Origin of the sequence: Geobacter sp. 60473 (genome assembly GCF_036323535.1) — a bacterium.
GTDB lineage: Bacteria > Desulfobacterota > Desulfuromonadia > Geobacterales > Geobacteraceae > Geobacter > Geobacter sulfurreducens.
On record NZ_AP028967.1, the window covers coordinates 1,264,265 to 1,277,883 of the forward strand.

A 13,619-nucleotide genomic window follows, 5' to 3' on the forward strand; every position below is an offset into this window, starting at 1 on the left:
TTTTACGAAAAGAGCAGTCCCCGGGGCGCCACAAGCCGGACCGGGGCCAAAAACAACTCGCTGGTATAGCTGTCAGGCAGGGGCGGCAAGGGGTTAGCCGCTTGAATCGCCTGGAGAATCAACCGGTCATAGGCCGGACTTCCCGTACTCTTCACCAACTGCACGTCAACCATCTCGCCGCTTTTCTTCATCACAATGGTGAACATCGCCTCCGAACGACCCAGATCCATTCCAGACGCGTTCGCAACCGTCCACCACCGCTCGTTTATGGTTTCCAGCAGCGTAAAGTAATATTCGCGGACATCGCTTCTCAGTGATTCGCCTTCGGCTATGCCGCGGAAAAAGCCGCGGGACATGCCCAGCGAAAGAGGCGAGGGGGGCGCCGACACCACCGGTGGGGGAGGCGGCTCAACCGCTTGGGGGGGGGGAGCAACTTCTTCGGCGGGTGGTTGCTCGTTTTCAACCGGCAAACTCATGTCGCTCGCAACAGCAGGTTCAGGTACGGGTGCAGGCTTGTTGTCGGGCGGTGATGGCGCAATGGGGCGAATTTCACTGCCGGACAGATCCACGGAAACGACCTGTATCCCTTCCACGCCGGCCACATGGCGCGGCAGGAGTGAGGTTATGGAATAGAGTGCTCCGTGCAATGCAAGAGAAAGGGCGATGGTCCAGAGCATCGGCGCATCGCTTCGTCTTGTCTGTATCAACTGGTCCATGGACTGACTCCCAGGCGGAGTAGGTGCGTTACGTGGTCATTCTACCTTTTTCCCCAAGGCCGTGACAACCCGATTTCTTGTTTACCTGCCGGATTTTGCGACAAAAAAAGGGGGCCATCGGCCCCCTTTGTCATTTCCGTATGTTGGCGCTTCAGTTGCTTTGTGCGTCAACAACGGCAATGGCTGCCATGTTGACGATATCCATTACGTCGTCGCCGCGCTGCAGTACGTGCACCGGTTTCTTCATCCCCATGAGAATCGGGCCGATGGCGTCGGCTCCGCCAAGGCGGGTAAGGAGCTTGTAGCTGATGTTGCCCGAGTTCAGGTCGGGGAAAATGAGGATGTTTGCTCCGCCCTTGAGTGTGGCAAAAGGATAATGGGACTCCAGAATATCGGGCATCACGGCGGTGTCGGCCTGCATCTCGCCGTCGATCATTAGTTCCGGCGCCCGCTGCTTGACGATCTCCGCAGCCCGCTTGACCTTGAGGGCCTGGGGATGGTTGACGGAACCAAAGTTGGAAAATGAAAGCATGGCGATACGGGGGTCGAGATCCAGAAGCCGTGCCTTCTCTGCGGCCAGTATGGCGGTTTCGGCCAGTTCCTCGGCAGTAGGCTCGATGCAGACCGTGGTGTCGGCCAGCAGGAAAATGCCCCGCTTGAAAACCATAAGGTAAAGGCCGTGGACGCTGGATAGGCCCTCCTGCTTGCCGATTACTTCGAGGGCAGGGCGGATGATGTCGGGATAATGGGCGTCAATGCCAGAAAGCAGTGCATCGGCATCGCCGCAACGGACCATCTCGCAGCCGAAATAGGTGCGGCCCCGGCGCCGGATCATGCGACGGGCCTCGGACAGGGTGATCCCTTTCCGCTGCCGCTGCTCGAACAGGGCCTGGGAGTAGCGCTCGGTGTCGGGGCTGTCGTCCGGATCAATGATGGTGACGCCGCCATTAAGTTCAAGGTTGAGTTCTTCGATTTTTTTGCGGATTTCCTGCCGGTTACCCAGGAGGATCGGGTAGGCGATCCCCTCCTCGATCATCACCTGTGCGGCCCGGAGGATCTTTTCATTCTCGCCCTCGGGAAGAACGACCCGCTTGGGATCGGTCTTCGCCTTATTGATAATGAGGCGAAGAGTCTCCTTGGCCTTGCCCTGGAGCGTCTCCAGATGCTCCATGTACTTTTCCATGTCGGCGATTGGCTGGCGGGCAACCCCCGATTCCATGGCAGCCTTGGCAACGGCAGGAGCCACCCTCAGGAGCGCGCGGGGATCAAAGGGTTTCGGAATGATGTACTCGCGTCCGTAGGCGAATTTCTTGTTGCCGTACGCCCGACAGACCGAGTCCGGGCAGTCTTCCTTGGCAAGTTCGGCCAGGGCGAGCACGCACGCCTTCTTCATGGTCTCGTTGATGGTGGTGGCCCTCACATCGAGTGCTCCACGGAAGATGAAGGGGAAACCCAGAACGTTATTCACCTGGTTGGGATAGTCGGAGCGGCCGGTGGCCATGATGGCGTCGGCCCGGACCGCCGCCACCTCCTCGGGGGTGATTTCGGGATCGGGGTTTGCCATGGCGAAGATAATCGGGTTGGGCGCCATGTCCCGGATCATTTCGGGGGTGAATGCCCCTTTGCTGGAGAGGCCATAGGCCACGTCGGCATTTTTGAAGGCATCTTCCAGGGTGCGGTCTTCGGTTTCGACGGCGAAGCGCTCCTTGTACTCGTTCATGCCGGCGCTACGCCCCTTGAAGATGACCCCCTTGGTGTCACAGAGAATAATGTTCTCTTTTTTTGCACCAAGTTCAACCGCCATCTGGGCGCAGGCTATGCCGGAGGCTCCGGCGCCGTTGACCACGATTTTGATGTCTTCGATCTTCTTGCCGACCAGTTCAAGAGCATTGATGAGGGCTGCGCCTGAGATGATGGCGGTGCCGTGCTGATCATCGTGGAAGACCGGAATGTTCATGGTCTCCTTGAGCTTTTCCTCGATGTAAAAGCATTCCGGGGCCTTGATGTCCTCAAGGTTGATGCCGCCGAAGGTCGGTTCCAGCAACTGGCAGACTCTGATTATTTCGTCAGCGTCTTTGGTGTCTACCTCGATGTCGAAGACATCGATATCGGCAAAACGCTTGAAGAGAACCCCTTTGCCCTCCATGACCGGTTTGCCGGCCAGGGCACCGATGTCACCAAGACCGAGCACGGCCGTACCGTTGGACAATACCGCCACCAGGTTTCCTTTGGCAGTATATTTATATGCGTCTTCAGGGTTCTTTTCGATTTCAAGGCAAGGTTCGGCTACACCGGGTGAGTAGGCAAGGGAGAGATCGCGCTGGGTAAGACATGGTTTTGACGGAATTACCTCTATCTTCCCCTTTCTTCCTGTGGAGTGATAATCAAGGGCGTCCTGCTTTTTGCTCATATGGTGTTCGCTCCTTTCGCGGCCCGCACGTTTTAGTGAAGCTAAAATTTGATTTGATATGCCGTGACGAGCCCAACACGGTTTTATCGCCAGCGTTTTTATTGAAATTAAACAACCTTATTCTCAGGTTCAATGCTTTGTCAAGGGATAATTACAGCTATACTAAAAAATCATTCTATTTCTGTGTGGACATTGAAGGATCGTGGCATGCTTGTAATTTAGAGCATTTTCACGGATAATCCCGGGGAAAATCGACCCGGAGCTATGGCTCTTGAAGGGAGGATTCGCCGTGGAACGTGTCTGGGCGCCCTGGCGCATGGAATACCTCGTGGATGAAAAACCCGCCGGATGTATCTTTTGTCCCGGCGCCGGACAGGCCGGCGACCGGGAGCGGCTCATTCTCCACAGAACGCCGTTATCTCTCGTGATGCTGAATCGCTACCCCTATACCAACGGTCACCTAATGGTAGCCCCTCTGCGCCATACCGCCGACATGGATTCCCTGTCCGATGCGGAAATGCTTGATCTTTTCCGCACGGTCAGGCTTTGCCGCTCCATCCTGCGGGATGCGGCCAGCCCCAATGGCTACAATATCGGTATCAACCTGGGGAAAGCGGCCGGTGCCGGTGTTGACGACCATCTTCACGTCCACGTGGTGCCCCGCTGGAACGGCGACACGAATTTCATGGGGGTCGTGGCGGATCTGCGGGTAGTGCCGGAAGGGCTTCAGGCTGCCTGGGACCGCCTGGCTCCGCTGTTCTCCCGGGAGACCCCATGATCCGCCCGGCGTTCATCGGCATGGATATCGGCGGGACCAATCTGCGGATGGGGCTCGTGGACGAGGCGGGAACGATCCATTGCCGCTTCAGACAGAAAACCGATATTCATGAGGGGAGAGCCGCCTTTTACGAAAAGCTCGCCGAGGGATTGGGCATTCTCAGGGAGCATGCGGCGCAGACGGGATTCCACATCGTGGCCGTTGGAGCCGGTGTTCCGGGGCTAGTAGCGAATGACGGGCATATCCACGTCTCGGTGAATCTTCCGGCCATTGACAGCATCAACCTCCGCAATGACCTGGAACGCATCAGCGGTCTGCCGGCAACGGTGGCCAACGATGTCAACGCAACCGCGTACGGCGAGAAATCCTTCGGTGCCGGCCGCGAGTTCGACTCGTTCCTGATGGTTACACTCGGCACCGGCGTCGGAGGAGGGCTCATCCTGAACGGGCGGCTGTGGACCGGTATCGACGGCGTAGCCGGTGAGTTCGGCCATGTTACGGTCGAGCCCCAGGGGACGCCCTGTCCCTGCGGCAACCGGGGTTGTCTTGAGCAATATGCCTCGGCCACGGCCATAGCCTCAGCCGCGCAAGATGCCATGATGGGGGGACGATACGTACCGGTTGACGGGGCTGGGACGCTGCTCACCACCCAGGATCTGGCCCGTCTCGCCCGGGAAGGGGATGGTATTGCGGCGGCATTTTTCGCCGAGGCGGGACGTTATCTGGGCATGGCAACGGCATCAATAGCCAACGTACTCAATCTGGAGGCACTGATCGTTGGTGGGGGCGTCGCTGCAAGTTTTGATCTGATAAGGGGCTCCATCGAGCGGGAGGTCCGTGCCCGGGCTTTCCCGATTCCGGCCCAGCGGCTGGTGGTGATCCGGTGTGCATTGGGCGACGACGGAGGACTCCTGGGAAGCGCTGCGCTGGCGCGTGATGAGTTCCACATCTAAGAGAGTATTTTCATAGTTATCAATGACGGGGAGGTATTATGGCGCGTAAAGTAGGCATACTGACCGGGGGGGGAGACTGCCCGGGACTCAATGCAGTGATCAGGGGTGTTGTCAAAAGCTCCATCATCCGGCGCGGCTGGGAAGTGGTCGGCATCAGGGACGGGTTCGACGGCTTGCTCTACAACACCAGAATCGTACCGCTCGGCCTCAATGAAGTACGTGGAATACTCCCCCGCGGCGGAACCATCCTCGGCACGTCCAATCGCGGCAATCCCTTCTCATACCCTGTTGAAGTGGATGGCAAAACCGTTTTAACCGATGTGTCCGACGAGGTAGTCGCGAATATTAAAAAACAGGGAATCGACGCGCTCGTGGCAGTGGGAGGGGACGGCTCGCTCAAGATCGCCCTTGAGCTCATGAACAAGGGGATTCCCGTTGTGGGCGTACCGAAAACCATTGACAACGATCTGATGGAGACCGATGTCACCTTTGGCTACAACACCGCCCTGGAAACCGCAACCGATGCCCTGGACAAGCTTCACTCCACGGCCGAGAGCCACCACCGGGTGATGATCATGGAGGTCATGGGGCGCTATGCCGGTTGGATCGCTCTCGAATCGGGCATCAGCGGCGGTGCGGACGTCATTCTCATCCCCGAGATACCCTATGATATCGGCGCCGTCTGCCGCGCGGTCGACGAGCGGCGAAGACGGGGAAGCTCCTTCAGTGTCATCGTGGTGGCGGAGGGGGCGTTCCCGCGAGGCGGCAATCGGGTCGTGCAGAAGCGGGCCGATGAAACAAACACCATCGAACGGCTCGGGGGGGTCGGTCAATACGTGGCCCGGCAGCTGGGAGACTGCCTCGACATGGATGTTCGCGTCACGGTCCTGGGCCACCTTCAGCGGGGCGGTTCACCATCGACCTTTGACCGCTGCCTCGGCAGCCGCTTCGGCGTTGCCGCCATGGACCTCATTGAAAAGGAACAGTATGGACGCATGGTCTGCCTTCGCGGGCGCGACATCAAATCGGTCTCCATCGAGCGGGCGGTGCGGAAGCTGAAACTGGTGAACCCCGGCGGTCAGATGGTGACTGCTGCGGAAGAGCTCGGCATCGTGGTGGGGCGGCGGTGAGAGTTGACATCGAATGGCCCACGAGCTAGAGTGCTCTCGTTTTTTCTTAAGAAATTCTTTCCGCCGCCGATGTTATACATAGTGCATACGAGCCGAACCGCCGGTGTGGCCGGGTCATTGCCGCCCGTTGCCGGGTAATGCACACAATGGAGGGATATCCGCATGGAATCCGGTGCTGTATTCAAAAGCAGGAGCAGTCTGTACGGGGTTCTCGGCTGTGCGTTGGGAATCGGCGCTCCAATCGCCTGGACTGTTATCCGTCTCATTTTCTTTTCCGACCCCGGTCAGCCCCTTCTTGGGCAGGTATTCACCGATATAACCCGGTCAACCTACCAGATAGCCCTCTATACGTACATGGGCATGGGAACTGCCCTTGTCCTGGCCGTGGTGGGGCACCACATCGGCAAGACGAGCGACGAGCTCCACAAGCGCGCTGCCGAGTTGAACCTGTTGCATCAGGAAGTTGCATCTCAAAAGGAGATATTTGAAAACCGCTATCGGATCCTCGACAACAATATCAAGAATTTCCACCAGATCAGCAGCAGGATTCAGAAATCGATTGACGTGGACGAGGTCCTCCGGCTGTGCGCCGAGGGGCTTCACGATGTTCTCGGCTATGAGCGGGTAAATATACTCATGGCAGATGCCGCGCGGACCTCTCTTTCTTTTGTGGCCGCCGTGGGCACCGCCGATTTCAACCCCGCCGGCGTGGTGCTCCCCCTTGATCAGCGAGGGGGCGTAATCAGCAAGTGCTTTACCGACCGCCAGGTTTACATGATCGATGATGTCAGTGCCTATCCGACCGATTTCCGGCTTCAATCCCCCTATGATGCCATCCGGGCCCTGAGATCCAAAAGCTTCGTCATTTGTCCCATCGTCGTCAAGGGAGAGGCCATCGGTGTGTTTGCCGTGGATAACCGCTCGAGCCGCCGGTCGCTCAACGATACGGACGTGGACACCATCAAGCTCTTTGCCGACCAAGCTTCGTCGGCGATCGTCCGCATCAATCTGCTCAAGGCCATCGGAACCCTTACCTCGGAACTGGAGACCACCTTTGCCGATCTGCTCAAGAACCGCGATCATTATTCCCGCTACGTGGTCAATCTGAAGGATGCGGTCAACTCCGTCGCCGACGGCACCGCCCACATCGCGTCAGCATCGGAAAGTGTTCTCTCGGCGGTGGATGAGACGAGTTCCGCCGTAAGCAACATCTATGTGGCCATTGAGCAGGTGACGCGGAACATCGACTACCTGTCGGAGTCCATCGACAAGTCGGTGTCGGCCATGGAGGAGCTGAACTCTTCCATCAAGAACGTGGAGCAGAGCGCCGCCATCTCGCACCAGGTATCGAGCACGGTTAAGGAAAAGGCCGACAGCGGCCGGGCCGTGGTGGATGAGACCATCCAGGCCCTGGACGAGATCCAGCGTTCGGTTGACCAGTCCTTCGAGGCCATGAAGCGCCTTTCCGAGAACAGCGGCAAGATCGAAAGCATTGTCGGCGTGATCAACGACATCACCAAGCGAACCAACCTCCTGGCACTGAACGCGTCCATCATTGCGGCCCAGGCGGGAGAGTACGGCAAGAGCTTCGGCGTCGTGGCCGACGAGATCCGCAACCTGTCGCTCCAGACCGGCCAGTCCACCGGCGAGATTACCGGAATTATCGAGGAAATCATGCGGGAATCCCGCTCAGCAGCCCAGAACATAACCGCCTCCAAGGACCTGGTCCAGCGAGGGGTTGAACTGGGCGGCATCATGGGGCAGTCGCTCCAGGTCATTCACGAGAGCTCCACCCGCTCCATGGACATGACCCACGAGATCAAGACCGCGACCGAGGAGCAGGCGCGCAGCGTTCAGCTGGTCACCAACTCCATCGAGAACGTGAGCAGCATGAGCACGCAGATCTACAAGGCCTCAAAGGAGCAATCCGACGCCGCCATGAGCATTGTCCGCTCCGTTGACACCATCAAGGAGATGGCCCAGGAGATGGTAAGGGCAACGGTCAAGCAGGTCGAGGACGGATCGGAAATCAAGAAGTCGGTGGAGGCAGTGGGCGAGATGGTAACGCGGATCTTCGAGGATATGGAAGTTCGGCGCAAGGAGAGCGGCGAGGTGGTAAAAGAGCTTGAACTGATGAAGAAGATCGCCAGCTGATTTAAATAGTTCTGGACAAAACCACGTTATTTGTAGTATTCGTGCAGTATTCTGATGACGGCCCGCAACCCAGGTGGAGCCGTCATCCTTTTTTACGGATATACTGCCTGGATTCACGACTGAACCGGGACGGAAGGCGATAGCCGCACCGACGAGGATGGGATGGACATTCCCTTCCATGGTCGTTTTCGTGCGCCTCCGGACCCCGGTGGCGCATTTGTTATTTGACAGGGGACAACCACGGTGAACCACGCGAAAACCATCCTCGATATCCAGAAAATGAAGGCGACGGGCGAGAAGATAACCGTCCTCACCAGCTACGACTATCCCTTTACCCGCATCATGGATGAATGCGGCATCGACATGATTCTGGTCGGAGACTCGGTCGGTGTCGTCTTTGCCGGCCACGACAACACCCTGCCGGTTACCGTGGACGACATGCTCTATCACACCCGTGCCGTTACCCGGGCCAGACCCAAGGCTCTGGTGGTTACGGACATGCCGTTTCTCTCCTACCAGACCGATCTGCGCGATGCCCGCATCAACGCCGGACGCCTGGTCAAGGAGGGCGGAGCCGAAGCGGTGAAGCTGGAGGGGGGAGCCCACGTGACGGACACCATTAGGGCCCTCGTCGATATGGACATCCCGGTCATGGCCCACATCGGACTTACCCCCCAATCGATTCACCGGATGGGGGGCTACAAGGTGCAGGGCAAAAAGGAGGAGCAGGCCCAGCGATTGCTGGAAGATGCCCTCGCGGTCCAGGAGGCGGGAGCCTTTGCCGTGGTCCTGGAAGGGATTCCGCTCAAACTTGCCGGTCGCATCACCACAGAACTTTCCATTCCCACCATCGGCATCGGCGCCGGTCCCCACTGCGACGGCCAGGTCCTCGTCATTCACGACATCCTCGGCCTGTGCGAAAAATACTCTCCCAAATTCGTCAAGCGCTACGGCGACGCTCGTACGCTCATTTCCGACGCGGTCGCGTCCTACATCTCAGAAGTCAAGAAAGGAGAATTCCCCACCGAGGGGCATTCGTTCAGCTGACATGCGCATCATAGATTCTGTTGCCGATATGCAGGCGTTTTCCCGCAACGCCCGGCGGGAGGGGAAAACCATTGCCCTGGTCCCGACCATGGGCTTTCTCCATGACGGACATGCCTCGCTCATGCGCGAGGGGCGCACCCGCGCGGACATCCTGGTGGTGAGCATCTTTGTCAACCCGACCCAGTTCGGTCCCAACGAGGATTTCACCACGTACCCCCGCGACCTGGAGCGGGACCGGCAGGTTGCCGCAGCGGCCGGGGCGGACGTGATCTTCGCACCGCGGGCCGATGACATGTATCCTGCCGGATTCCAGACCTATGTCGATGTGGAGAAGGTGACGCTTCCTCTCTGCGGAGCGAGCCGGCCGGGACATTTCCGCGGGGTGACCACCGTTGTGGCCAAGCTCTTCAATATCGTCATGCCCCACACAGCGTTTTTCGGCAAGAAGGACTTCCAGCAACTGGCCGTAATCCGCAGGATGGTTGCGGATCTGAACATGGATCTGAACATCGTGGGGATGCCCATTATCCGTGAGTCTGACGGATTGGCAATGAGCTCCCGCAACGCCTACCTGGGGCCGCAGGAGCGCACCAACGCCCTCTGCCTCAGTCGATCCCTTGCCGCCGCACGAACCCTGTTCACCGACGGCGAGCGAAGCGTCGCGCGCCTGCGCGAAAAGGTGCTGCGGATAATTACCGAAGTACCTGGCGCCGCCATCGACTATGCTGATTTCCGTGACAGCGAAACACTCGAGTCGGTGGAAACGGCCAATGAAAAGACTCTCCTCGCCCTGGCCGTCAAGATAGGAACAACGAGGCTGATCGACAACTGCGTCCTGGGTGAGGAGCAGTAGTTGTCTGTGTCTGCGGGCAGCCTGACCACTGCCTGCCCAGAGGATGAAGCGAACCATGCCGAAAAATCGTGACGCAGCTCGTGCCAGCCTTGAGAACCTCTACCGGATCTTCACCGTGCCCGAAGCACCCGATTCGACCCTCGGTGCCATCGATCAGGCCATATCCGGCGATGTCACCGGCTTCCTGCAGACCCATATCGTTGCCATCGAACGCGATCTGGAAGATATCGAAGCGAATTTTTCCTCCTTCGCCATTCCGGAAGAGCCTACCTACGTTTCCGAATACACCGAATTCGTCAAAGAGAACCTCGTCGCCCACTCGGTTCATACCGCCTCGCCGGCGTTCGTCGGGCACATGACCTCGGCGCTCCCGTACTTCATGCTGCCGCTGGCGCGTCTCATGACCGCCCTCAACCAGAACGTGGTCAAGGTGGAGACATCCAAGGCCTTTACACCGATGGAACGGCAGGTCCTTGCCATGCTCCATCATCTGGTCTATCGCCGCGACGAAGACTTCTACCCATCATGGATTCATAACAGCCGGCATGCCCTGGGTGCCTTCTGCTCCGGCGGTACCATCGCCAATATCACGGCCCTGTGGGTGGCACGCAACCGCCTGTTTGCCCCGAACGGAGCATTTCGCGGTATTGCCCAGGAGGGGCTGGCCCGTGCGCTTAAGCATCGCGGCGCGGACGGCATTGCCGTGCTCGTCTCCGAACGGGGGCACTATTCCCTGGGAAAGGCGGCCGACCTGCTCGGCATCGGCCGGGACGATCTGGTCAAGGTGAAAACCGAAGCGAACAACCGCATCGACCTCAAGGCACTGAGAGAAGAATGCCGGCGCCTCCAGGACCGCAACACGCTCCCGCTGGCGCTGGTCGGCATCGCCGGAACCACCGAAACCGGCAACGTGGACCCTCTGGAGGCGATGGCCGATCTTGCTCAGGAACTTGGCTGCCATTTCCATGTAGATGCCGCCTGGGGTGGACCGACCCTCTTTTCCGATCGCCACCGCTCTCTGCTCAAGGGTATCGAGCGGGCCGACTCGGTCACCATTGACGGACACAAGCAGCTCTATGTGCCGATGGGGGCGGGAATGGTCGTCTTCAAGGATCCCACCGCCCTGTCGGCCATCGAGCATCACGCCAACTATATCCTGCGCCACGGTTCCAAGGACCTGGGCAGCCATACCCTGGAGGGATCACGGCCGGGGAAGGCGATGCTGGTTCATGCCGGTTTCTCGATCATTGGACGCAAGGGGTACGAACTGCTGATAGACATGGGGATCGAACGTGCTCGCACCTTTGCCGACATGATCAGGCAGCATCCCGATTTCGAACTGATCAGCGAGCCGGAACTGAATATCCTCACGTACCGCTACTGCCCGGCCGCCGTTCAGCAGGCCTTGCACGACGTGACTGCCCGGGAACGCGCCGATATCAATGCGCTCCTCGATCAGGTCTGCCAGTTGCTGCAGAAATTCCAGCGCGAAGCCGGGAAAACCTTTGTCTCCCGGACACGGCTGCATGTGGCGCGCCATGATCGGGAACTCACCGTGTTGCGCGTCGTCCTGGCCAACCCGCTGACAACCAACGAGATTCTGGAGTCCGTACTGGCGGAGCAGTGTGAACTCGTGCAACTGCCGGAGATTCAGGCAGTGCTGCAGCAGGTGGAAGAGCGCTGTACCGGTCTGGCAAAGGCCGCTTCATGGTAGACGCATGACGTTCTGTTTGTGCTAACGAGCGGGATGATTGACTAAGCGAGGATCAGTCCGATGGAGCTCTACGCCGCCTCATACCTTGTGCCCATTTCATCGCCCCCCGTCGCCGGCGGCGCGCTAGTCGTGGACAACGGCCGGATAGTCGATACGGGTACGTTTGCCGAGCTTCGTGCCCGGTACGGCTGTCCTGTTCACGACTTTCCGGGCTGCGCCATTCTTCCCGGCCTCGTCAACGCCCACACGCACCTGGAGCTTACCCATTTCCCGTCATGGAAAATCCGCAAGGGTATCGATTACTCACCCCGGACGTACGTTGACTGGATCATCCAGGTAATAAAGATCCGCCGGGCCCTGACGCGGCAGGAACTGGAACTTTCCGTACGGGAAGGGCTGCGTATCTGTCTTGAAGCAGGGACCACGTCCATCGGCGAAATTCTCACCGACCGGTCGCTCCTCCCTCTGTATGCCGATTCCGGCCTGGGGGGGCGACTTTTTCTCGAGGCCATCGGCCACGACCCGGTCCGCAGCGCCGAGCTCATCTCGGAGCTTGGCACTGCCGTGGCTTCTTTTCCCGCCGGAGACTTACTGCCGGGCCTCTCGCCCCATGCCCCCCACACCGTTTCTGAGCAGCTCCATCAGGATGTTCGCTGTCTTGCGGAAAAGTACAACGTGCCGCGAATGATCCATCTGGCCGAATCCCGGGAAGAGAGTGATTTCTTCTTCGATTCGACCGGAAACATCGCTGAGCTGCTCTATCCCCACGTCAGGTGGGAGTCGTACCTTCCCGCCCCGAGACGTGCTACCGCGACCGCCTGGCTCGACGGCCTCGGCGTGCTCGGTGGCGACATTTCTGCGGTCCATTGCGTTCATCTTACGCCGTCGGATGCCGAAATCCTTGCCAAGCGCGGCATCGGCATTGTGCTTTGCCCACGGAGCAACGAAAAGCTTGCCGTGGGGCGCGCACCTGTCGCTTTTTTGAAAAAGCTCGGCATTCCCCTTTCCTTGAGCACCGACTCGCTGGCCAGCAACGATTCCCTCTCTCTGTGGGACGAAATGCGCTATCTCCTGGATCTTTTCCCGGACGTCTTCACCCCGTCGGAGGTCCTTGCCATGGCGACCCTCGGTTCGGCTCGACAGATCGCTCTTGCCGACCGGGCAGGGTCCCTTGAGAAGGGGAAACGGGCTGACCTGCTCGTCATGAAACTCCCGGATCCACAGAACACCGGCGAGGGGCTCCACGAAGCCGTCATCGGCAACGGAGAACTTCTCCATGTGATTCTGTCCGGCAGGTTCACCGACCGGACAGAGCCCCGCTAGCACCCATCAAGTAGCGGACAATCATAGTCTTTTTTACTCCTTGCAATGATTTCACCATATCTGCTAGTATCATTTGCATGGGAGAAAAGCTGATCTGCAACAACAAGAAAGCGTTTCACGATTTCTTCATAGAAGAGCGTTTTGAAGCGGGAATGGTGCTGAAGGGGACCGAGGTGAAATCCCTTCGCGATGGCAAGGCAAACCTCAATGACTCTTTCGCCTTGATCCGTAACGGTGAAATCTTTCTGCACAATCTCCACATCAATCCCTACGCGTTCGGCAACCGGGAGAACCACGATCCTGACAGGCTGCGCAAGCTCCTGATGCATAAGAAAGAGATCGAAAAGCTTTTCGGCAAAATCCGCGAAAAGGGATACTCGGTTGTACCGTTGCGCCTCTACTTCAAGAACGGTCTCGCCAAGGTCGAGTTGGGACTTGCCAAGGGCAAGAAGCTCTACGACAAGCGGGAAGACATGAAGAAGAAAGACCAGTCGAGGGAGATGGCCCAGGCCCTCAGAGAAAAGAGCAAGAGTCACTGAAC

11 protein-coding genes are annotated in these 13,619 nt (G+C 58.6%); 9 read left to right on the top strand and 2 right to left on the bottom strand.

Features of this window, described 5'->3' with window-relative positions:
- Nucleotides 1-2 precede the first annotated feature (2 nt).
- The gene (locus tag AABA48_RS05730) at nt 3-716 is read right to left on the bottom strand and encodes an energy transducer TonB (RefSeq protein WP_286349702.1); all 714 of its coding nucleotides are present in this window, start codon (nt 714-716) and stop codon (nt 3-5) included.
- A 151-nt stretch (nt 717-867) separates the two neighbouring features.
- Nucleotides 868-3,126 (bottom strand): NADP-dependent malic enzyme, encoded by a 2,259-nt coding sequence (locus AABA48_RS05735; protein WP_286349701.1) that lies wholly within the window; start codon nt 3,124-3,126, stop codon nt 868-870.
- 289 nt (nt 3,127-3,415) lie between these two features.
- On the opposite strand from AABA48_RS05735, the gene AABA48_RS05740 reads away from it, so the two are divergent.
- From AABA48_RS05740 to smpB, 9 genes are all read left to right on the top strand, one after another.
- On the top strand, nt 3,416-3,904 hold the full coding sequence (locus AABA48_RS05740; RefSeq protein ID WP_286349700.1) for an HIT family protein: 489 nt from the start codon (nt 3,416-3,418) through the stop codon (nt 3,902-3,904).
- Entirely contained in the window at nt 3,901-4,857 is a 957-nt protein-coding gene (locus AABA48_RS05745; protein WP_286349699.1) for an ROK family protein, read from the top strand. The genes AABA48_RS05740 and AABA48_RS05745 overlap by 4 nt, the downstream gene beginning before the upstream one ends.
- Nucleotides 4,858-4,895: 38 nt before the next feature.
- A complete protein-coding gene (locus AABA48_RS05750; RefSeq protein ID WP_286349698.1) occupies nt 4,896-5,987 on the top strand; it encodes a 6-phosphofructokinase in 1,092 nt (363 codons plus the stop codon).
- A 162-nt stretch (nt 5,988-6,149) separates the two neighbouring features.
- Nucleotides 6,150-8,141, top strand: a complete 1,992-nt coding sequence (locus tag AABA48_RS05755; protein ID WP_338271203.1) for a methyl-accepting chemotaxis protein — start codon at nt 6,150-6,152, stop codon at nt 8,139-8,141.
- Between the two features lie 243 nt (nt 8,142-8,384).
- Nucleotides 8,385-9,188, top strand: a complete 804-nt coding sequence (gene panB, locus AABA48_RS05760) for a 3-methyl-2-oxobutanoate hydroxymethyltransferase (protein WP_286349696.1) — start codon at nt 8,385-8,387, stop codon at nt 9,186-9,188.
- A 1-nt stretch (nt 9,189) separates the two neighbouring features.
- On the top strand, nt 9,190-10,041 hold the full coding sequence (gene panC, locus AABA48_RS05765; protein ID WP_286349695.1) for a pantoate--beta-alanine ligase: 852 nt from the start codon (nt 9,190-9,192) through the stop codon (nt 10,039-10,041).
- Nucleotides 10,042-10,096: 55 nt separating this feature from the next.
- Nucleotides 10,097-11,755, top strand: a complete 1,659-nt coding sequence (gene panP / locus AABA48_RS05770; protein WP_286349694.1) for a pyridoxal-dependent aspartate 1-decarboxylase PanP — start codon at nt 10,097-10,099, stop codon at nt 11,753-11,755.
- Between the two features lie 60 nt (nt 11,756-11,815).
- Entirely contained in the window at nt 11,816-13,078 is a 1,263-nt protein-coding gene (locus AABA48_RS05775) for an amidohydrolase family protein (RefSeq protein ID WP_286349693.1), read from the top strand.
- Between the two features lie 77 nt (nt 13,079-13,155).
- Nucleotides 13,156-13,617 carry an SsrA-binding protein SmpB gene (smpB, locus tag AABA48_RS05780; protein WP_010942353.1) on the top strand — a complete coding sequence of 154 codons (462 nt, stop codon included), beginning with the start codon at nt 13,156-13,158 and terminating at the stop codon, nt 13,615-13,617.
- The last annotated feature ends 2 nt before the right edge of the window (nt 13,618-13,619 follow it).

Excerpts from the sequence above, each read along its gene's own strand:
- AABA48_RS05730 (WP_286349702.1), bottom strand. The coding sequence starts at position 716 with ATGGACCAGTTGATACAGACAAGACGAAGCGATGCGCCGATGCTCTGG.
- AABA48_RS05735 (WP_286349701.1), bottom strand. The coding sequence starts at position 3,126 with ATGAGCAAAAAGCAGGACGCCCTTGATTATCACTCCACAGGAAGAAAG.
- AABA48_RS05745 (WP_286349699.1), top strand. The coding sequence starts at position 3,901 with ATGATCCGCCCGGCGTTCATCGGCATGGATATCGGCGGGACCAATCTG.
- AABA48_RS05750 (WP_286349698.1), top strand. The coding sequence starts at position 4,896 with ATGGCGCGTAAAGTAGGCATACTGACCGGGGGGGGAGACTGCCCGGGA.
- AABA48_RS05755 (WP_338271203.1), top strand. The coding sequence starts at position 6,150 with ATGGAATCCGGTGCTGTATTCAAAAGCAGGAGCAGTCTGTACGGGGTT.
- panC (WP_286349695.1), top strand. The coding sequence starts at position 9,190 with ATGCGCATCATAGATTCTGTTGCCGATATGCAGGCGTTTTCCCGCAAC.
- panP (WP_286349694.1), top strand. The coding sequence starts at position 10,097 with ATGCCGAAAAATCGTGACGCAGCTCGTGCCAGCCTTGAGAACCTCTAC.
- AABA48_RS05775 (WP_286349693.1), top strand. The coding sequence starts at position 11,816 with ATGGAGCTCTACGCCGCCTCATACCTTGTGCCCATTTCATCGCCCCCC.
- smpB (WP_010942353.1), top strand. The coding sequence starts at position 13,156 with ATGGGAGAAAAGCTGATCTGCAACAACAAGAAAGCGTTTCACGATTTC.